This window comes from Streptomyces fractus (assembly GCF_049844455.1).
Lineage (GTDB): Bacteria > Actinomycetota > Actinomycetes > Streptomycetales > Streptomycetaceae > Streptomyces > Streptomyces fractus.
On sequence record NZ_JBMYHI010000002.1, the window covers coordinates 961189 to 979936 of the forward strand.

An 18748-nucleotide genomic window follows, 5' to 3' on the forward strand; every position below is an offset into this window, starting at 1 on the left:
CGGACAAGTCCATGCGAAGGCACCTTCTGAGGGCCACCGTTGACAAGAGTCACGACACGGCGGGACGACCGACACCACCCTGGCAGCCGATCCCAGACCGGCCACCCCGAGTCTCACAGCCGTTGACAGTCACCCGCACCCGCGCAGGTGTGCCCCTCCTGCTCCCCTCCGTTGTCAGGTGTGTCCCTCCTGCTCCTCCCGTTGTCAGGTGTGCTCGGGCGGGTTGATGCGTGATGTCTCGATCGCGGACGCGGACGTGCCCCACTTCTTGAGGATCCGCTCGTACGTCCCGTCCTTGATCAGCTCGTTGACGGCGGCCCGGAAGGCCTTGGTGAGCCGGGAGTCCTTCTTGAAGGCGAAGCCGACGTCGAGTCGGTGGAACTCGCCGAGGAACGTGGTCCGGGAGGCGGGCTTGCTCGCCTGGTGGCGCAAGCCGTTGATGGTCGACATGACCACGTCGATGCGGCCCTGCTGGAGCGCGGTGAGGGTGGCGCCGTTGTCGGAGAACACCTGCACGTCGTACGGCTTCCTGCCCGCCTTGGTGCAGCGCGCCTTCTGCGCGTCGAGGGTGGCCTCGAACGTGGTGCCGGCGCCGACTCCAATGTTCCGGCCGCAGAGCTGCGCGAGGTCGGTGATCTTCTTGCCGAACGAGGTGTCTCCCGTCTTGACCGCGAAGCCCTGGCCGTCGTTGATGTAGGTGACGAAGTCGATGGTCTTCAGGCGCTCGCCGGTGACACCGAAGTTTCCGGTGCCGAGGTCGTACTTTCCGCTCTCCAGGGCCGGGAGGATCGTTTCGAACGAGGCGTCCTGGCGCCGGAGTTGGATGCCGAGCACCTTGGCCGCCGCGTCGGCGAGGTCGATGTCCTGCCCCACGGCCTTCTTGCCGGTGCCGTTCGGGTAGTACGCGGCGGGCGGGCCTCCGGTCGAGCTGCCGATGCGCAGCGTGCCCTTCTTGCGGACGTCGGCGGGCAGCAGTTCGGCGGCGGCGTCCACCTTGTGGACGTCGGCGACCGGGTTGCCGGTCGGCGCGGCGGCCGCCTGCGCTCCCGCCCCGGCCGCGCCGTCGGTGTCGGTGTCGCCCGAGCCGCAGGCGGTCAGCGCGAGGAGCGGCAGCAGGACGAGGGCGGCGAGGCGCGGTCGGGTTCTGGTCCCGGGCAGGTTCACGGGTCGGGAGCCTTTCAGGTGTGCGAACGGTGCGCGGGGCACCGCAGGCATGTCGAATGACGACCCGTACGACACGGGGAGCGCGACGGGTCGGGGCAGGTGTGACGACGTCGACCGTCGTGAGAGGTCACGACGGGTCGTGGAAGAGGGGCGCGCGGCAGCGCGCGGCAAGGCAGGACTCGGCCCGCGACGGGGTCACCGAGGGAGGGAAGGGCCGGTCAGAGGGCCCGCTGCCGCGTCAGGCGCAACACGCCGCGGACCACACCCGACCGAAGTCGATGTGGTTACGCGAGACCAGGCGCTGGGCAGTCATGCGGACAATTGAGCAGGACATCGAGCCGTTCGTCAAGCCGCGCCGAGCCGGTGTCCGGATGCCGGATGTCCTCGACTCGGCGTCGTCCGGGCGCTGTTGACACATCCGCGTGGCGGGCGCATACGATCGACGGCGGAGCGGCCCCGCGGTGCGCGGCTGCCGCTCCGGCCGCGTTGAGGGACGCGGCGCATGTGACGACGCCGAGCCCGGCCGCACTCCGTACCCGCGCAGCGCCCATGTCGCCGCGCTCTCCGATGGATGCCGCCGGGCGACCCCACCCATGCCCGCGATTCCCCTCCCCGGAGAGCCCGATGACCACGTCGTCCTACGTCAAGACTCCCCCTGCCGCCTCGCCCGAGGAACCGGCGAGCGCCCCCGCCCGCCCCCGGATCGTGCCGCGCCGGCACCTGGGCCGCTGGGCGTCCGCCGCCGTCGCGCTGCTCGTACTCGCCATGGTGCTGAACTCGGTGGTCCGCAACGACGCCTTCCAGTGGGCGGTGGTGGGCCACTACTTCACCACGTCCGCCGTGCTCGACGGGCTGCTCCTGACGGTGTGGCTGACCGGCGCGGTGATGGTGCTCGGGTTCCTGCTCGGCACCGTCCTCGCGACGATGCGGCTGTCCGCCAACCCGGTGCTGCGCACGCTGAGTTGGGGATACGTGTGGGTCTTCCGGTCCACGCCGCTCCTCGTGCAGCTGCTGTTCTGGTTCAACATCGGCACGCTGTATCCGACGCTCGGGCTCGGCATCCCGTTCGGCCCGGAGTTCATCACGGTCAAGACGGTGAACCTGTTCGGCCCGACCCTCACCGCCCTGATCGGCCTGACGCTGCACGAGACCGCGTACGCCGCCGAGGTGGTGCGCGGCGGCATCATCTCCGTGGACTCCGGGCAGACCCTCGCGGCCCAGGCGCTCGGGCTGAGCAGGCGCCGCACCCTGCGCCGCATCGTCGTCCCGCAGGCGATGCGCTCGATTGTGCCGACCGCGGGGAACATGCTGATCGGCACCCTGAAGGGCACGAGCATCGTCAGCGTGCTGGCCGTGCACGACCTGTTGTACTCGGCGCAGCTCATTTACAACCAGACGTACCAGGTGATCCCGCTGCTCATGGTCGCCACGCTCTGGTACATCGCGGTCACCAGCGTGCTCAGCGTGGGGCAATACTACGTCGAGCGGCACTACGCGCGAGGCGACTCGCGGACACTGCCGCCCACTCCGCCGCAGCGGCTTCGCGGTCGACTCGCCGCCGCCCGCGCCTGGTTGAGCGGGGTGACGGCGGCCGACGCGCGCCCCGCGATCGGCGGCGACCGGTGAGTTGCGCCACACCTTCCCCACTTTCCCTACCGAATTACTAGGAAATCCTTGACCCGGCCCGCTCGGGCCCACAGGATGGTGCACATGTCCCGTACGCAGCAGCGACTCGTTCGTCGTCGGCATGTCGACTTTGGTCACGTCGTCAGCGCCGCGTGCTGTCGCGCGTAAGGCACTCGACCCACAGGTCGGACCGTGCCGCTCCGCACGCCAATTCCCCGGTCACCAGGGCGCGTTCACCCAAGACGCCCCAGTGACCCGACACACCAGCGAGGGACAACCGCCATGACCACGGCACCGCAGACCCGGACCACCCACGCCACCGCGCCACCCTCCGACACCCGCCACCTCAGCCTCGTCCGCGCCACCCCGCAGGGCGGCGGCACCGGGCAGCACGGCTCCGTACCGATGGTCGGATACCTGCTGCTCGTCCCCGAGGGCACCGACCCCACCGAGCTCTTCGCCGAAGGCGGGCCCCGCCCCGAGATCCGCCCGGTCGACCCCGTCGACCCGGCCCCCGCCCCACCGGCCGCCGCGCGGTCCACGGACGACGACGTCATCCGCATCGACCCGGTGCGACACGTGGCGGAGCTGGAGGGACGCGAACTCGACCTCACCTACCTGGAGTTCGCGCTCCTCGCCCACCTCGTGAAGCGCCCCCACCACGTGCTGACGCGCGAGCTGCTGGTGACCGCCGTGTGGGGGTACGACCACGTCGGGGACGGCCGCACCGTGGACGTCCACATCGCCCGGCTGCGGCGCAAGCTGGGCAGGGCCCACCGCCAACGGATCGTCACCGTACGACGCGTGGGCTACAAGTACGTCCCCGACCGGCAGGGGAGCCCGGACCCCGCCCCCTGCCACCGACCTTGAGGAGATCCCCGTGATGGGCCCTGCCACCGCGTCGCCCCGCCCCGTATCGGCCCACGACCGGGCCGAATCCGAGCGTCCGTACTGGCTGCGGGTGGCCCGCGAGGTGGCGGACGACCTCGCCACGGACGCGGTCGCCAGGGAGCAGGCGGGCAAGGCCCCCGTCGACGAGGTGTCCCGGCTGCGCGAGGCGGGCCTGCTCACACCTCCGGCACCGGCCGGGACCGACGGAGGGGGCGGGGACTGGGCCGCCGCCCTCGCCGTCGTCCGCGAGATCGCCGCGGCGGACGGCGCGATCGGCCAACTCCTGGGCTGTCACTACTTCTTGGCGGGCAGCGCCCGGTTCTTCGCCGGGCCCGCGCTCGCCGCGCGGATCGAGGAGCGGTCCGCCGCCGAGCAGTGGTGCTGGGGCGGCGGATTCGCCCGCCAAGAACCGGCGCTGACGCTGACCAGGGGCTCCGGCCGGCTGGTGCTCAACGGGCGGCAGGACTACACCACCGGGGTCCTGGCCGCCGACCGGCTGGCCGTCCGGGCGGTGCGGGCGGACACGGGCGCACCGCTCGCGGTCGTCGTGGACGCCGGCCGTCCCGGTGTCGTGATCGACGCCGCGGCGGACACCTTCGGCCGTCGACTCGCGGCCGGCGGCAGCGTGGAGTTCGACGATGTGACGGTCGCCGCCGACGAGGTGCTCGGCCCGCTCTCCGCGGACGAGGACTTCCTGCCGCCGCGCACGGCGCTGGCGTCGCCGGTCGCCCACCTCGTCTCCGTGCAGGTTCTGCTCGGCACGGCCGAGGGCACGCTCGCCGAGGCCCGCGAGTACAGCAGGACGGGGCAGACGCCGCTGCATCCGGCCTGGCCGGTCGGCAGCCCGCACGACCCGCAGGTGCTGACCACCTACGGGGAACTCGCCGTCCTCATCCGCTCCGCGTCGGCGCTCGCCGACCAGGCACTGGGGGCCGTACAGGACGCGCTGGCGCTCGGCGACGACCTCGCCTATGACGAGTACGCGGAGGTCGCCGCCCTCGTGACGATGGCGGAGGCCGCCGCCGCGCGGGCTGCACAAGAGTCCACGACCCGGGCCCTGGACATCGTCGGCCCACGGGCCGCCTCCGCACGCCTCGGCTTCGACCGCTTCTGGCGCAACGCCCGCACCCACACGCTCCACGAGCCGCTCGGGCATCAACTCCGCGACATCGGCGACTACTTCCTCAACGGCGCGCAGCCTCCGTTCGCCCTCCCGGCCTGACGGTTCTCACCATACGAGACACGTACGTCCATATGATGAACACCCTCTTGGGGCGAGCGCTTCCTTCTGCCACGATCCCTATCTGTCAGGTAGGAAAACTGGGGAAGTGAGGGGGTGGCCATGCGAACGCGTCGCCGCGTCGACCTGTCGCGCCTCCTGCTGACCTCGCGCCGCCACATCGACCTCGGCCGCACGGCCAGCGCCATCTGTCGGGCCGCCTGAGCCGTCCCCGTCCGCAGGACCGCCCGAAGGCGTCCGCAGGACGACGGCCCCGGCCGGCAGCACGCCGGCCCACGGTCCCACGGCGCCCCGAGCGCCTCCCCCGAACCACTCATTCCCCGAGAGGACACCTCCGTGTCTGCCGCACGCCCCCGCACCATCCTGCGCACCCTCGCCGCCGCAGCAGCGCTCCCCCTCCTGCTGAGCGCCTGCGGCTACGGGTCCCAGTCGACCGACAGCGGCGACCAGGCCAAGGCCGCGTCGGGCGCCAAGAAGCTCTCCGCCGACACGGTGAAGATCGGCTACTTCCCCAACCTGACGCACGGCACCGCCCTGGTGGGCGTCCAGAAGGGGCTGCTGCAAAAGGAGCTCGGCGGCACCGAGATCAAGCCGTCGACCTTCAACGCGGGACCCTCCGAGATCGAGGCGCTCAACGCCGGTTCCATCGACATCGGCTGGATCGGCCCCTCCCCCTCCATCAACGGCTACACCAAGTCCCGGGGCAAGTCCCTGCGGATCATCGGCGGTTCGGCCTCGGGCGGCGTCAAGCTGGTCGTGAACCCGAAGAAGATCAAGTCCCTGGACGACCTCAAGGGCAAGAAGATCGCCACGCCCCAGTTCGGCAACACGCAGGACGTCGCGTTCCTCAACTGGATCGCGGAGAAGGGCTGGAAGGTCGACGCCCAGAGCGGCAAGGGCGACGTCTCCGTCGTCCGCACCGACAACAAGATCACGCCGGACGCCTACAAGTCCGGCTCCATCGACGGCGCCTGGGTGCCCGAGCCGACCGCGTCCAAGCTCGTCGCGGAGGGCGGAAAGGCCATCCTCGACGAGTCCGACCTGTGGCCCGACAAGAAGTTCGTGATCACGAACATCATCGTGTCGCAGAAGTTCCTCAAGGAGCACCCGGACGTCGTCGAGGCCGTGCTGCGCGGCTCGGTGAAGACCAACAAGTGGATCAACGCCAACCCGGAGAAGGCGAAGGCCTCCGCCAACGCGGCGTTGCGGAAGCTGTCGGGCAAGGCGCTGCCGGACAACGTCATCGACCCGGCCTGGAAGTCCATCGACTTCACCGACGACCCGCTGGCCTCGACCCTCGACACCGAGGCGAAGCACGCGGTGAAGTCCGGCCTCCTCGAGCAGCCCGACCTCAAGGGCATCTACGACCTCGACCCGCTCAACAAGGTCCTCAAGGCCGAGGGCGGGGACCAGGTCGACGACGCCGGCCTCGGCGCGAAGTAACAACCCATCGAACCTGGTACGTCGACGAATTGACGGACCATCAGGAGGTGACGCCCATGGCCACCACGACACCCGAGCCGGCCGAGGCCGTCGAGACAGTGACACACGCGGCGCGTATCGAGCATGTCTCGAAGTCCTTCCCCGCACCGGGCACACCCGGCGGACAGCAGCTCGTCCTGGACAACATCACACTCGATGTCGCGCCCGGGGAGTTCGTCACCCTCCTGGGGGCCTCGGGCTGCGGCAAGTCCACCCTGCTCAATCTGGCCGCCGGCCTGGACCTGCCGTCCGCGGGCTCCATCGCCACCGACGGCAGGCCCGCGCTGATGTTCCAGGAGCACGCGCTGTTCCCGTGGCTGACCGCCGGCAAGAACATCGAGCTGGCCCTGAAGATGCGCGGGGTCGCGGCGCAGGAGCGGCGCGCCGAGGCGGAGCGCCTGCTCGACCTCGTCCGGTTGGCCGGCGCGCACCGCAAGCGGGTGCACGAACTGTCCGGCGGCATGCGCCAGCGCGTGGCACTCGCCCGCGCGCTGGCGCAGGACAGCCGACTGCTGCTGATGGACGAGCCGTTCGCCGCACTCGACGCGATCACCCGCGACGTGCTGCACGACGAGCTGACCCGCATCTGGCAGGAGACCGGTGTGTCGGTGCTGTTCGTGACGCACAACGTGCGCGAGGCGGTGCGCCTCGCCGAGCGCGTCGTCCTGCTGTCGTCCCGCCCCGGCCGCGTCGCCCGCGAGTGGACGGTCGGCCTGCCCCGGCCGCGGCGCCTGGAGGACACCGCGGTCGCCGAACTGTCCGCCGAGATCACCGAAGAACTGCGTGGGGAGATTCGCCGCCATGGCCGCCACTGACCACACCGCCACCCTCGACACGCAGACGCCGGAGGACGGCTCCCCGACGCCCGGCGAGCACCGCCGCCCGAGCGATCTGGCGGGCCTGGAGGCCGGGCTCGACGCACTGGACTCGGTGAAGCACGTCCGTGCGCCGCTGCGCGAGACGCTGCGCCGAAAGGTGCTGCCGCCGGTCACCGCGGTCGCGGTGGTGCTGGTGGTCTGGCAGCTCCTGGTGTGGGCGGGCGTCGTCCCCGACTACAAGCTGCCCTCGCCGTCCGATGTGTGGGGCGAGGTGCGCACGGCCTGGCTCCAGGGCACACTCCTCGACTCCATCTGGACGTCCGTGTCCCGCGGCCTGTTCGGCTTCCTGCTCGCCCTCGCCATCGGCACACCACTCGGCCTGCTGGTGGCCCGCGTACGGTTCGTGCGCTCGGCCATCGGGCCGATCCTGTCGGGTCTCCAGGCGCTGCCGTCGGTGGCATGGGTGCCGCCCGCCGTGATCTGGCTGGGCCTGAACGACTCGATGATGTACGCCGTGATCCTCCTCGGCGCGGTCCCCTCCATCGCCAACGGCCTCGTCGCGGGCGTCGACCAGATCCCGCCGCTGTACCTGCGCGCAGGACGGACCCTGGGCGCGACCGGGCTGCGCGGGGCCTGGCACATCGTGATGCCGGGGGCGCTGCCCGGCTATCTCGCCGGGCTGAAGCAGGGCTGGGCCTTCTCGTGGCGCTCGCTGATGGCCGCCGAGATCATCGCCTCGTCACCGGATCTCGGCGTGGGCCTCGGCCAGTTGCTGGAGAACGGCCGCAACAACAGCAGCATGTCGCAGGTGTTCCTGGCCATCCTCCTGATCCTCCTGGTCGGCATCGCCATCGACCTGCTGATCTTCAGTCCCCTGGAGCGCAGGGTGCTGCGGGGGCGGGGGCTGCTGGTCACCCGCTGACAGCGGTCCTCCTTGGGGCCACATTGCTGCACACGGGTGCTGTGGGGCCCTCCCGAGATGCGGGTCACCTCGCGGTCTGCTGATGTTCTAAGTGATCGCTTGACCCCTCTCAGAAGGAGAAGTTCATGGTGCGTCGCATCGCAGCCGCTGTCGCCGTCGCCTCGGTGGCCGGGTTCCTGGCCGCCGCCCCGGCCGTGGCCGACGTCGATGACAGCCGTCACGACAGCAGCCACGTGTACGACCACGCCGGGTTCGCGGGCCAGGAGTTCGTCAACGTCGGCGGACGGAACGGGGTCACGATCTCCAACTCGCTGGCGGCCCACCACAACGTCGGCGCCTGGAAGCACCACCACCGGTACATCGACTACGCCGGTCGCTGAGCCCGAGGGCTTCGCCCCTTCGCATGACGCATGACGCAGGCGGCCCCGCTCCGGCGGGGCCGCCTCCGCGTGTGCGCAGGAGAAGCTTCGGGCCCCCAGGGCGAAGAGGAACCACATAACGAAGGTGTCCTCACCGGCGTGTCGCGCTGACACGGAAGCCACCGCTCGGGACCACTGCTCGTATGAATGAACTGAGCGACCTGATCCCCGTCGAGGCCATCCGCCTCGACGTGGCCGCCCCCGACTGGCGGTCCGCCGTGCGCAGCGCCGGTGACCTGCTCGTCTCCACGGACGTCAGCACGGACACGTACACCGAGGAGATGCTCCGCAACGTCGAGGAGAACGGCCCCTACATCGTCATCGCGCCCGGCTTCGCCTTCGCGCACGCCCGGCCCTCCCCCGCCGTCCGGCGTACGGGCATGTCATGGGTCCGGCTCTCGACGCCGGTGAACTTCGGGCACGAGACGAACGACCCGGTGCACCTCGTCGTCGCCCTCGCCGCCGAGGACGCCGGGGCGCACACCCAGGCGATGGGCGCCCTCGCGCGACTGCTCGCCGACCCGGACACCTCCGCTGCACTCGACCGAGCGCCGACACCTGAGGCCCTGCGGCAGATCCTCGCGGGGGACACGGAGCCACCGGCCGACGCACCCCCTTCGGCCGCGTCCAAGGGCTCCGGCCACGGTATGCACAAGATTCTGACGGTGTGCGGCAACGGCGTCGGCACGAGCCTGTTCCTCAAGTCGACGCTGGACAAGGTGCTCGACCGCTGGAAGTGGGGCCGGTACATCACCACCGAGGCGACCGACACCATCTCCGCCAAGGGCAAGGCGTCCGAGGCGGTTGCCATCATGACGTCGCGGGAGATCGCGCGGACGCTCGGCGACGTAGGGGTGCCGGTGCGGGTGATCGAGGACTTCACCAGCACCAAGGAGGTCGACACGGCGATGCGCGACCTCTACGACGTGTGATCCCCCGCCCCCACCGCTCCCCTCCCCAGGAGTCCCCATGAACACCCTCGTCGACATCGCGAAGTTCATCGTCAACGAGATCCTCAGCGTCCCCGCCTATCTCATCGGCATCATCACGGCCGTCGGCCTCATCGCCCTGAAGAAGAGCGCCGGCCAGGTCATCGGCGGAGCCATCAAGGCGACCCTCGGCTTCCTGCTGATCGGCGCGGGCGCGACCCTGGTCACCAACTCGCTCGCCCCGCTCGGCACGATGATCACGGGCGCCACCGGTTCGCACGGTGTGATCCCCACCAACGAGGCGATCGTCGGCATCGCGCAGGCCGAGTACGGCTCACGGGTGGCGTGGCTGATGATCCTCGGCTTCCTCGTCAGCCTGCTCCTCGCCCGCTTCACCCCGCTCTCGTATGTCTTCCTGACTGGCCATCACATGCTGTTCATGGCAACGCTGTTGACGATGGTGATGGCCACCGCAGGTGTCACCTCGTGGATCGTGGTCGTCGCGGGGGCGGTACTGCTCGGCATCATGCTCGTCTCGATGCCCGCCTTCGCGCACCCCTGGACCAAGCGCGTCACCGGCAACAACACCGTCGCCGTAGGGCACTTCGGGACGGCCGGGTACATCGTCTCCGGTGCCACCGGGCAGGCCGTCGGCAAGAAGAGCCGCTCGACGGAGGAGATGAACCTGCCCGAAGGCCTGCGCTTCCTGCGTGACTCGATGGTGGCGACTGCCCTATCGATGCTGCTCATCTACATGATCATGGCCATCGTGTTCCTCGTGAAGGTCGGGAGGACGGAGGCGTTCAAGGCGTTCGCGACGGACGGCGGCACGGCATCCACGGGTGTCGGCAACTATCTGATGTCATCGGTCGGCCAGGGCCTCCAGTTCGGTATCGCCGTCGCCGTCATCCTGTTCGGTGTCCGTACGATCCTCGGCGAGCTGGTGCCCGCCTTCCAGGGCATCGCGCAGAAGGTGGTGCCCGGCGCCATCCCCGCCCTGGACGCCCCGATCGTCTTTCCGTACGCCCAGAACGCCGTGCTCGTCGGCTTCATCTGCTCGTTCGTCGGCGGTCTGGTCAGCCTCGGCCTGCTCGTCGGTGTCTTCAAGCCCGCGTTCGGCACGGCCCTCGTCCTGCCGGGGCTCGTTCCGCACTTCTTCACCGGTGGCGCGGCGGGTGTCTTCGGCAACGCGACGGGCGGGCGCCGCGGCGCGGCCCTCGGATCGTTCCTCAACGGTGTGCTGATCACGTTCCTGCCCGCGTTCCTGCTGGGCGTCCTCGGCTCGTTCGGCTCGGCGAACACCACGTTCGGCGACGCCGACTTCGGCTGGCTCGGCCTGATCCTCGGGAACGTCGCCAAGGCGGGTGACGTCGCGGGCGTGATCCTCATGCTCGTGGTCGGCCTGCTGATCCTGGCCGCGGCCATCACGTGGCAGAAACGCGTCGTGGAGACGGGCTGGGACCCGGGCGCCAAGCGGGCCGCGATGCTGCCGCCGGAGGACCGCCCGGAGCAGCACGACGATGCCGCGCCCGGCGGAACCCCGGTCTCCCGCACGTACACGAAGATCGCTCCCCCGGCGGGCGCCCCGGTGCCACCGCCTCCGCCGGAGGACTGAGCGGGTTCCCGCTGTACCGCCGAAGGCCCGCTGAACGTCAGGGAGTTCAGCGGGCCTTCGGCGGCTTCGCAGGGCGCGATGGACGGTTCCGTCAGTGCGCGAAGCCCCAGTCGAGCATCTTCGTGGCGTCGCCGAAGACCTCCTTGTCGGCGCCGACGATCGCGCCGACCAGGGTGCGGTTGTCCCGCTTCGCGGCGAAGACGAGGGAGTAGCCGGCCTCCTCGCCGCTGCCGGTCTTGATGCCCAGGGCGCCGTCGTAGGTACCGAGCAGGTCGTTGGTGTTCTCCCAGGTGTAGTACCTGGTGTGTCCGTTGGCCGCCGGGGCCTCGGCCTCGTACTTCTTCTGCTTCACGACGTCGGCGAAGACCGGCTGGAGCATGGCGCGCTGGCCGAGCTTGGCGAGATCGCGGGCGGTGCTGCGGTTGTCGCCGTGCGAGATGCCGTCGAAGGAGTCGAAGTGGGTGCCGGTCATGCCCAGTTGAGCCGCCTCGACGTTCATCTGGCGCACGAAGTCGGCGATCCGCGCCTCCGTGGTGGTCCCGACGCCGTAGTTGTCGGCGAGGGCCATCGCGGCGTCTCCGCCGGAGGGGATCAGCATGGCGTGCAGCAACTGCCGGGCGGTCAGCTTGTCGCCGGTCTGGAGGTCGGCGGTGCTGGCACCGTTCTCCTGTACGTAGTCCCGGTACTCCTGCTTGACCGTGATCTGCCGGTCCAGCCACTCCGGGTGCTTGAGCACGACCACGGCTGTCATGATCTTCGTCGTGCTGGCCATCGACACACTCTCGTCGGCCTTGGCCCCGGCCCACATCTCGCGCTCCTGACTGCCGTCACGGGCGTCGAGGAGGTACGCGTGGTCGGCCGCGATGTCCGGGACGTCCTGGGCATCCGCGGCCGGCGCACCGTCGCTCTGCCCGTCGCTCTGTCCGGCGGAGTGCGTGGCGGCCGGCGTGGCCGCCTGGGCGATGCCGCCCGCGGTGATCGGCAGGACGGCTCCGAAGAGCGCGACCGTCGCGAATCTGGCTCCGGTCCGGTGCAGCCGGTTGGGCCGGGCATGGGAACCCATGGGCGCCCCCTCCTTCCGGCGGGTGAGCGCCGGTTCGTCATGGCAAATCGTTGCATCCCGAACCTACTTGCCCACCGTCCCTCGACGTCAAGATCGCCATGTCATAACCGGGTAACAGGGACTACGGACTTGACCTCTCCGGCTCACTCGCTGTCGAAGGTCCGGCGCGCGCGTTCGATCTCCGGCATGTGGGTCGTCGCCCAGTCCAGGAGTACGTCGACCGGCCGACGGAGTGTCTTGCCGAGGGGCGTGATCCGGTACTCGACGGCGACCGGGCGGGAGCTGAGCAGCTCGCGCTCGACGATGCCGTTGCGCTCCAGTCGGCGGAGCGTCGCCGTGAGCGACTTCTGTGTCACCGACGGGACTGCGCGGCGCAGTTCGTTGAAGCGACAGGGCCGTTCGCAGAGCTCGTTGAGAACGCTCAGCGACCACTTGTCCAGCACCTGGTCGAGGAGTTCCCGGTGCGGGGCGGTGACGCGGAGTTCGCTGTCCGGGGTGGGGGCGGTATCCATGCCGAAACCTGGTCTCGTTGAAGTGTCCTTCGTGTACCAGGTAGCAAAGGTATACCTGCGAATCGTTCGCCAGGAGTCGTGCGACATGAGTCGTTCGCCATGAGACATGAGGAGACCTCGATGTCCGTTCACCGCTTCACCCCCGCCGGCCTGTTGCAGCCCACCCCGTACGATCACGTCGCCGTCGCCACCGGCACGCGCCATGTGTACGTGAGCGGGCAGATCGCCCGCACGGCGGACGGGGTTCAGGTCGCACCGGGTGACCTGGCCGGCCAAGTCGCCCACGCGCTGCGCAACACGGCGACCGGACTCGCGGGCGCGGGCGCCACGTTCGACGACGTGGTGCGGCTGACGTTCTACGTCGTGCGGTGGGCGCCGGAGAAGATCGACGCGTTCATGGCCGGGGTCGGCCACGTGGCCGGGGAGTTGGGGCTGGGTGACCGGCTTCCCCCGGCCTCGCTGATCGGGGTCGACTTCCTCTTCGAGCCCGACGTGCTCGTCGAGGTCGAGGCGACGGCGGTTCTCGATTGACGTACGTGTGCGTACCGACGGTGCGGCTCGATCGAGGACCGGCCGGACAGCCCAAGGACCGGCCAAAGATCGGCGTCGCACCGAAAGTCCGTGCGCACCCCATGGACAACGGCCCACCCTCTGGTTACGTTCACCGACGGTCGACAACGATGTCAGACCTGTCGGCCTCATGATTCGCCTATCGAGGAGCAGTGAACGTCGATGGTGACACGAAGAACTCTTCTGCGGACCGGCGGAGCGGCTCTGGCCGCCGGGACCTTCGGGATCTCCCTGCCGAATCCGGCGGCGGCCGCTGCCGCCGAACGCGCCGCGTCTGCCCGCCTGTTGCCGTCCTTCGGCCGCCCGGAACAGCTCGACGTCGCGCACGTCGGCGACCTGAACGGTTACGACCAGCTGCTGTTGACGACCCTTCAGGGAACGGTGAACCGTGGCGGCCCCCGCCTCTACTTCACCTTCGACGACGGCGCGACGGACCGGCGTTGGCTGTCGAGCACCGGCGCGACTGCTACCCAGCACGACAACGCCCTTGATCTGGTGGGGCGTTACCGCGACCGCGTGCGCGGCGCGATCCTTGTCGACCCCGACGTGCCGGACTCCGTGAACGTCGCCACCACGCTCGCCGGGCTCAAGAACGGCGTGGCCGCGACCGCCGACCAGGCGCGCGACCACGGCCTGAAGACCCTGGTGGATCTGCGCGGCCGATTCGACCCGGACGACGTCCTGGGCACCTACCGCTGGCAGCTCGACAAGCTCTTCCCGCACTGCGACCACGCCCTGCTGTCCGGGCTGCCGCCGACGCGGACGGTGAGCGTGAGCGGCGTCAAGTGGCGGGAGGTGGCCCGGGAGACCGATCGGATCCGGGACACCTCCAACCGGAAGTCGCGCACGCTCGACCTCAGCCCCGAACTGGGCGGTGACAACGATGTCTACCTCCGCTTCCAGGATTCCTTCGGCGACGACGGCTGGGGCGCCTCGGTCGGCGCCGTCAAGGTCATGGCGGACGGCAAGGAGCTCGCGTCCTTCACGCCCGGCACGGACGGCGAGAAGCCGTATCTGTTCGACGGCCTGAACTCCTCGCTCGGCGACAAGTCGAACCGCTTCGCCGACGGCGGCGGCTACTTCGTTTACCACTTCAACGCCCCTGCCGGGACACGGCAGTTGACCGTCGAGGTAGACCTGTGGAACCAGTATCTGGTGACAGCTACCGCCACCGCGCCCACCCGCGTCGAGCCCTTCCCGTACTTCCGGGACTACGTGGTGGCGAGCCGGGCGATGGTGCTGTGGCTGCCGCCGTCCGGCGACACCGGGAAGCTGCTCGACGAGGTGCTCGCCAAGGTGGAGCCCACCACGCCGTACGCCGGATGGTTCCCCAATGACGTGGCCGGTGAGTGGGGCGGCGTGGACCGTGCCTCGCAAGCCGGTGTGCCGGTCGTCGCCGCCGACTTCTACATGAACGGCACCGTGCACGCCGGGGTCCCGGCGAAGGTCTCCGGGCGGGTGCCCAGCAGGCCCAAGTCCGAGCTGCGCAACCGCGTGTACGTCACGTTCACCGTCGGCGAGGGCGACAACATCCAGTACTGCCAGCGCCGCATGCGCGACATCTGGGACGACCCCAAGCGGGGCGACGTACCGGTCAACTGGACCGTCAGCCCGCTGCTCGCCGACATCGGCCCCGCCCAACTCGCGTACTACCAGCGGACCGCCACCGACAACGACCTGCTCATCTGCGGTCCGTCGGGCGCCGGTTACACCTATCCGGGCTCGTGGCCGAAGGCGGACCTGGACGCGTACACCGAGGTCACTGGGCGATATCTGCGGCGTACCGGCATGGATCTCGTCTACGCGTACAACCCGCGCAACGCGGACAACGACGGCTGGGTGCCGTTCGACGAGAGCGTCATGGCGTCCTTCCGGAAGAACACGCCGCTGCGGGGTGTCATCCAGTCCTGGGAGACCGGCGATCTGCAGGCCCGCCCGGCGGGTGTCCCGGTGATCGGCAACTTCTTCCCGCAGGGCAAGGGCACCGACTTCCGGGACGCGCTGCTGGAACACATCAAGGGCCGCGACCCGGACAAGCCGATGTTCATCGCCGCGGCCATCAACGCGTGGAGTTGGACGCCGAGCGACATCGTGGAACTGGCGAAACTGCTGGACGACCCGTTCGAGGTCGTGCGTGGTGATGTGTTCTTCGAGTTGGTGGATCGCAGCTACGAGTAGGGGTGTCTCGACGGCAAGCGTGCCGGGCGGGTGCTCCTGGTGCTCCCGCTCGGCTTGCGCGCATGCGCGCACGCGCGCGTGACTGCACGGTGTATCAGTCGGGCAGAGTTCTGTCGTCCAAGTGCGCGCCGTAGAAGTCGGTTTGACGCTCCATGACCGCCCGCATCGGGGTGCCGCGCGGGACCCCGTAGACGGTGCCCGGGAAGTCCAGGCCCTCCTGTACCTCCCACAACTCGTCGTGCTGGTCCGGGGAGAACAGTCGGGCCGGGTCGCCTGCCGCGATCCAGCCGATGGGCACCACGCTGTCCGGCCGCAGGCGGGAGTTGGCGTGGAGCACGCTGTTGATGCGCAGTTCCGAGCGTGCCCCCACGACGGCGCCAGGGAACAGCGACGCCCCGGTGGCCACGAAGACCTCGTCCTCGATGTGCGCCCCGTTGATGTGCGCGTGCGGCCCGATCAGCACGGAGTCGCCGAGCACGGCGGGGTGTTGCGCCCGGCCACGGACCAGGGCGTTCTCCATCACGACGACGTCGCGTCCGGTGCGTACCTCGCCGTCCTCGGCGGTGAGGACCGCTCCGTGCAGGACGCGCGCGCGTTCTCCCAGGACGACCGCGCCGCACAGCACGGCCGACGGGGCGACGTAGGCGGAGTCGGGGACGACGGGCCGTTTTCCACGGTGCTCGATCAGCATGCCCATGGAGCGTAGGGCAGGCGGGGACGGACGGCACGTCCCTGCGCGCCTTCAGGCGTCGTTTCAGACGTCGGCCCAGAGGTACGTCGCCCCAGACGCACGTCGCCTCAGGCGCCCGGGCTCAGGCGTCCGCGCGGTGAACGCTGACGGCGTAACCCCCGCCGTCGTACGGCGCGGCGTCCCACGTCCCGAACCGGTCGACGAGGCTCAGTCCGGCCGCCTCGCAGCAGGCGTCGTACTCCGGCAGCGTGATGGTCGGCGGCACCGGCAGGTGAGCGGCGTCCAGGCCGAAGCCCGCGACCAGCAGTCCGCCCGGGCGCAGGGCCCCGGCCAGCCGCTTCACCACCGTGGCCTCGGTGCCGGGGGTGAGCAGCGGCAGTACGTTGCCCGCGGCGACCACGAGGTCGAAGTCCGCGGCGATGCCGAGCGCGGCCGGGTCGAACTCGGCGAGATCGGTTTGGAACCAGGGCAGTTCGGGCGCGCGCTCCCGCGCCACGTCGAGCATGGAGGCGTCCAGGTCGATGCCCACGCAGTCGTACCCGAGCTCCGCGAGCCGGATCATGACGCGCCCGGTGCCGCACCCGGCGTCGAGCACACGGGCCCCGGCGGGCACGAGCGCCTCGCAGAACGACGCCTCTCCGTGCACGTCCTTTCCGCTGCGCGCGAGCGCCTCGAAACGGGCGGCGTACTCGCCACCGGACTTCCCACCGGTCAGTTCCTGCCAACGACTCATGAGATCGACTATAGGTCTCCCGGGCGACCACTCACGCCTGGTCACAGCCTCCGCCCCCGCCTACCGGTAGGCGCAGGACGCACGCCGTGACCAGCGCCAGGAAGGTGAAGCCCGCGGAGATGCACAGCACCTGCTCGATTCCGCCGAGCGTGCCGGATCCTGCCGCTGGGGCGACGAGTCCAGCCGTTCCGCCTGTGGCCGGGGCGGGGTGTGACGGGCCGGGATGAGCGCCACGATGCCCGCGCCCCGACTGGTGGAGGCCGACAAACGGGGTCGTCCTGCACGTATCGGCATCACCGGGTGGATGCGTGCCAGTGGCCGACGCAGCGACGGGTGAGCCGGCCGAAGGCGACGAACACGGCGACGCCGAGCAGGGCGGCCACCAGGATCGTCGCGAACAGCTCCGCGGACTGCGCACGCGCCTGGTAGCTGCTGATCAGCGCCCCGATGCCGGGTTCGCCCTGCCGGAAGAAGAAATCGGCCACAATCGCCCCGACCACCGCGAGCCCCGCCGAGATGCGCATCCCGGCAAAGATGGCGGGGAGCGCCGCCCGCAGTTCGAGGCGGATCAGCACCACCCACCACGAGGCCCGCTGCAGCGCAAACAGTTCGCGCTGGGCACGGTCCACGGAACGCAGCCCGAAGAGCGTGTTCGACACCATGGGGAACAGCGCCACGAGCACGCAGACCACAACGCGCGCGAAGAAGTCGAAGCCGAACCAGAAACCGATCAGCGGCACGAGCGCGAGCACCGGGATGCACTGCAGCATCACCGCGTACGGGAAGAGAGAGCGCTCCAGCCAGGAGGCGTGGTTCATGGTGATCGCCCACAGGACACCGAGGACGATCGCCGCGCCGAGCCCGCTGAAGGCCACCTGCGTGGTCTGCCACAGGGCCGACCCGATGGCGTCGCGCACCGCCGCGTCACCGAAGGAGTCCACCAGCACGGTGTGGGGCGGCGGCATGAGGAAGCGGCGGGCCGGGTCGAGGACGAGGTAGCTGATGGCGTACCAGACGCCGATGATGAGCAGGGCGACGGCGAGCGGCGGGAGTGCGGATCGCAGGCGCTTGGTGGCGGTGGCCGTCGTGTTCCTCATGCTTCGTATCCCTTCCGCAGGGCGGTGCCGATTCGCTGCGCGAGCGCGGCGAACTGGGGTGAGTACCGGACGTCGGGCCCCCGTTCGGTGCCGAACGGCACGTCGACCACGTCCACCACTTGTCCGGGCCGCCCGGAGAGGACGACCACTCGCGTGGAGAGATGAATCGCCTCGCTGACCGAGTGGGTGACGAAGACGCCGGCGAAGAGGCGGTCCGCGAACAGGTGCAGCAGTTCCTCTCCGAGCCGGTCGCGGGTGAGTTCGTCGAGGGCGCCGAATGGCTCGTCGAAGAGGAAGAGGTCGGGGCTGAGGGTGAGGGAGCGGGCGAGCGAGGCGCGCATGCGCATGCCGCCGGAGAGCTGGTGCGGCAGGTGCCGCTCGAATTCCGTGAGTCCCACGGTGGCCAGCGCCTCCCGGGCCCGTTCCCGGCGCTCGGCCTTGGTCCGGCCCGCGAGCCGGGGGAACAGGTCCACGTTCTCCAATACGTTGAGCCAGGGCAGCAGCGTGGCCTCCTGGAAGACGTAGCCGATGCGTTCGGCGGTCACGTCCGCAACGCCGCTGGTCGCCGTGGAAAGGCCGGAAGCGATCCGCAGCAGTGAGGATTTGCCGCAGCCCGACGGACCGACGACGGAGACGAACTCGCCCGGCCGTACGGCGAGATCGATGCCTGTCAGCGCGGTCGTGCCGTCGGCGTAGGTAAGGCCGACGCCGTGGAAGTCCAGTACGGGGGCCGTGTCCGCGGCGACGGCCGTACGGGGACCGGTGCTCGGCGGAGAGTACGGGGAGGACTGAGGCATG

Annotated in this window: 19 protein-coding genes; 12 read left to right on the plus strand and 7 right to left on the minus strand. The window is 70.0% G+C overall.

Translation table 11 applies throughout. The annotated features are described in order from the left end of the window. Positions 1–204: 204 nt before the first annotated feature. Complete coding sequence (locus ACP4E5_RS06485) at positions 205–1164, minus strand: ABC transporter substrate-binding protein (RefSeq protein WP_425825781.1); 960 nt, start codon at positions 1162–1164, stop codon at positions 205–207. 624 nt (positions 1165–1788) lie between these two features. On the opposite strand from ACP4E5_RS06485, the gene ACP4E5_RS06490 reads away from it, so the two are divergent. The 10 genes from ACP4E5_RS06490 (at position 1789) to ACP4E5_RS06535 (ending at position 11106) form a co-directional block, all read left to right on the plus strand. Then, on the plus strand, positions 1789–2790 hold the full coding sequence (locus ACP4E5_RS06490; protein WP_425825783.1) for an amino acid ABC transporter permease: 1002 nt from the start codon (positions 1789–1791) through the stop codon (positions 2788–2790). A 282-nt stretch (positions 2791–3072) separates the two neighbouring features. Next, on the plus strand, positions 3073–3660 hold the full coding sequence (locus tag ACP4E5_RS06495) for a winged helix-turn-helix domain-containing protein (protein ID WP_425825785.1): 588 nt from the start codon (positions 3073–3075) through the stop codon (positions 3658–3660). 13 nt (positions 3661–3673) lie between these two features. Next, entirely contained in the window at positions 3674–4903 is a 1230-nt protein-coding gene (locus ACP4E5_RS06500) for an acyl-CoA dehydrogenase family protein (RefSeq protein WP_425825787.1), read from the plus strand. Positions 4904–5023: 120 nt separating this feature from the next. Beyond that, positions 5024–5125 (plus strand): putative leader peptide, encoded by a 102-nt coding sequence (locus ACP4E5_RS06505; RefSeq protein WP_425825789.1) that lies wholly within the window; start codon positions 5024–5026, stop codon positions 5123–5125. A 132-nt stretch (positions 5126–5257) separates the two neighbouring features. After that, positions 5258–6364: an ABC transporter substrate-binding protein gene (locus ACP4E5_RS06510; protein WP_425825791.1), complete on the plus strand. Its 1107-nt coding sequence runs from the start codon at positions 5258–5260 to the stop codon at positions 6362–6364. 56 nt (positions 6365–6420) lie between these two features. Beyond that, on the plus strand, positions 6421–7218 hold the full coding sequence (locus ACP4E5_RS06515) for an ABC transporter ATP-binding protein (protein ID WP_425825793.1): 798 nt from the start codon (positions 6421–6423) through the stop codon (positions 7216–7218). Next, positions 7205–8143, plus strand: a complete 939-nt coding sequence (locus ACP4E5_RS06520) for an ABC transporter permease (RefSeq protein WP_425825795.1) — start codon at positions 7205–7207, stop codon at positions 8141–8143. Before ACP4E5_RS06515 ends, ACP4E5_RS06520 begins: the two co-directional genes overlap by 14 nt. A gap of 125 nt (positions 8144–8268) precedes the next feature. Beyond that, a complete protein-coding gene (locus ACP4E5_RS06525) occupies positions 8269–8523 on the plus strand; it encodes a hypothetical protein (protein ID WP_425825797.1) in 255 nt (84 codons plus the stop codon). Positions 8524–8705: 182 nt separating this feature from the next. After that, positions 8706–9494, plus strand: a complete 789-nt coding sequence (locus ACP4E5_RS06530; protein WP_425825799.1) for a PTS sugar transporter subunit IIAB — start codon at positions 8706–8708, stop codon at positions 9492–9494. Positions 9495–9531: 37 nt separating this feature from the next. Beyond that, the gene (locus ACP4E5_RS06535; protein ID WP_425825801.1) at positions 9532–11106 is read left to right on the plus strand and encodes a PTS ascorbate transporter subunit IIC; all 1575 of its coding nucleotides are present in this window, start codon (positions 9532–9534) and stop codon (positions 11104–11106) included. A gap of 91 nt (positions 11107–11197) precedes the next feature. Here the strand turns inward: ACP4E5_RS06535 and ACP4E5_RS06540 are convergent, their stop codons facing one another. Together ACP4E5_RS06540 and ACP4E5_RS06545 are read right to left on the minus strand one after the other, a co-directional pair. Next, on the minus strand, positions 11198–12169 hold the full coding sequence (locus ACP4E5_RS06540; protein WP_425825803.1) for a D-alanyl-D-alanine carboxypeptidase family protein: 972 nt from the start codon (positions 12167–12169) through the stop codon (positions 11198–11200). A 143-nt stretch (positions 12170–12312) separates the two neighbouring features. After that, positions 12313–12681 carry a winged helix-turn-helix transcriptional regulator gene (locus ACP4E5_RS06545; RefSeq protein ID WP_425825805.1) on the minus strand — a complete coding sequence of 123 codons (369 nt, stop codon included), beginning with the start codon at positions 12679–12681 and terminating at the stop codon, positions 12313–12315. Positions 12682–12801: 120 nt separating this feature from the next. On the opposite strand from ACP4E5_RS06545, the gene ACP4E5_RS06550 reads away from it, so the two are divergent. Together ACP4E5_RS06550 and ACP4E5_RS06555 are read left to right on the plus strand one after the other, a co-directional pair. Next, a complete protein-coding gene (locus tag ACP4E5_RS06550) occupies positions 12802–13212 on the plus strand; it encodes a RidA family protein (protein WP_425825807.1) in 411 nt (136 codons plus the stop codon). Positions 13213–13413: 201 nt separating this feature from the next. Further along, a complete protein-coding gene (locus ACP4E5_RS06555; protein WP_425825809.1) occupies positions 13414–15429 on the plus strand; it encodes a GxGYxYP domain-containing protein in 2016 nt (671 codons plus the stop codon). 94 nt (positions 15430–15523) lie between these two features. Here the strand turns inward: ACP4E5_RS06555 and ACP4E5_RS06560 are convergent, their stop codons facing one another. The 4 genes from ACP4E5_RS06560 to ACP4E5_RS06575 form a co-directional block, all read right to left on the minus strand. After that, on the minus strand, positions 15524–16120 hold the full coding sequence (locus tag ACP4E5_RS06560) for a gamma carbonic anhydrase family protein (RefSeq protein ID WP_425825811.1): 597 nt from the start codon (positions 16118–16120) through the stop codon (positions 15524–15526). A gap of 121 nt (positions 16121–16241) precedes the next feature. Then, positions 16242–16853, minus strand: a complete 612-nt coding sequence (locus ACP4E5_RS06565; protein ID WP_425825813.1) for a class I SAM-dependent methyltransferase — start codon at positions 16851–16853, stop codon at positions 16242–16244. A 293-nt stretch (positions 16854–17146) separates the two neighbouring features. Continuing rightward, on the minus strand, positions 17147–17950 hold the full coding sequence (locus ACP4E5_RS06570) for an ABC transporter permease (protein ID WP_425825815.1): 804 nt from the start codon (positions 17948–17950) through the stop codon (positions 17147–17149). After that, entirely contained in the window at positions 17947–18747 is an 801-nt protein-coding gene (locus ACP4E5_RS06575) for an ABC transporter ATP-binding protein (protein WP_425825817.1), read from the minus strand. Before ACP4E5_RS06575 ends, ACP4E5_RS06570 begins: the two co-directional genes overlap by 4 nt. Between the last annotated feature and the right edge of the window lies 1 nt (position 18748).

Excerpts from the sequence above, each read along its gene's own strand:
- ACP4E5_RS06490 (WP_425825783.1), top strand. The coding sequence starts at position 1,789 with ATGACCACGTCGTCCTACGTCAAGACTCCCCCTGCCGCCTCGCCCGAG.
- ACP4E5_RS06495 (WP_425825785.1), top strand. The coding sequence starts at position 3,073 with ATGACCACGGCACCGCAGACCCGGACCACCCACGCCACCGCGCCACCC.
- ACP4E5_RS06500 (WP_425825787.1), top strand. The coding sequence starts at position 3,674 with ATGGGCCCTGCCACCGCGTCGCCCCGCCCCGTATCGGCCCACGACCGG.
- ACP4E5_RS06505 (WP_425825789.1), top strand. The coding sequence starts at position 5,024 with ATGCGAACGCGTCGCCGCGTCGACCTGTCGCGCCTCCTGCTGACCTCG.
- ACP4E5_RS06515 (WP_425825793.1), top strand. The coding sequence starts at position 6,421 with ATGGCCACCACGACACCCGAGCCGGCCGAGGCCGTCGAGACAGTGACA.
- ACP4E5_RS06520 (WP_425825795.1), top strand. The coding sequence starts at position 7,205 with ATGGCCGCCACTGACCACACCGCCACCCTCGACACGCAGACGCCGGAG.
- ACP4E5_RS06525 (WP_425825797.1), top strand. The coding sequence starts at position 8,269 with ATGGTGCGTCGCATCGCAGCCGCTGTCGCCGTCGCCTCGGTGGCCGGG.
- ACP4E5_RS06530 (WP_425825799.1), top strand. The coding sequence starts at position 8,706 with ATGAATGAACTGAGCGACCTGATCCCCGTCGAGGCCATCCGCCTCGAC.
- ACP4E5_RS06535 (WP_425825801.1), top strand. The coding sequence starts at position 9,532 with ATGAACACCCTCGTCGACATCGCGAAGTTCATCGTCAACGAGATCCTC.
- ACP4E5_RS06540 (WP_425825803.1), bottom strand. The coding sequence starts at position 12,169 with ATGGGTTCCCATGCCCGGCCCAACCGGCTGCACCGGACCGGAGCCAGA.
- ACP4E5_RS06545 (WP_425825805.1), bottom strand. The coding sequence starts at position 12,681 with ATGGATACCGCCCCCACCCCGGACAGCGAACTCCGCGTCACCGCCCCG.
- ACP4E5_RS06550 (WP_425825807.1), top strand. The coding sequence starts at position 12,802 with ATGTCCGTTCACCGCTTCACCCCCGCCGGCCTGTTGCAGCCCACCCCG.
- ACP4E5_RS06555 (WP_425825809.1), top strand. The coding sequence starts at position 13,414 with ATGGTGACACGAAGAACTCTTCTGCGGACCGGCGGAGCGGCTCTGGCC.
- ACP4E5_RS06560 (WP_425825811.1), bottom strand. The coding sequence starts at position 16,120 with ATGCTGATCGAGCACCGTGGAAAACGGCCCGTCGTCCCCGACTCCGCC.
- ACP4E5_RS06565 (WP_425825813.1), bottom strand. The coding sequence starts at position 16,853 with ATGAGTCGTTGGCAGGAACTGACCGGTGGGAAGTCCGGTGGCGAGTAC.
- ACP4E5_RS06570 (WP_425825815.1), bottom strand. The coding sequence starts at position 17,950 with ATGAGGAACACGACGGCCACCGCCACCAAGCGCCTGCGATCCGCACTC.
- ACP4E5_RS06575 (WP_425825817.1), bottom strand. The coding sequence starts at position 18,747 with ATGCCTCAGTCCTCCCCGTACTCTCCGCCGAGCACCGGTCCCCGTACG.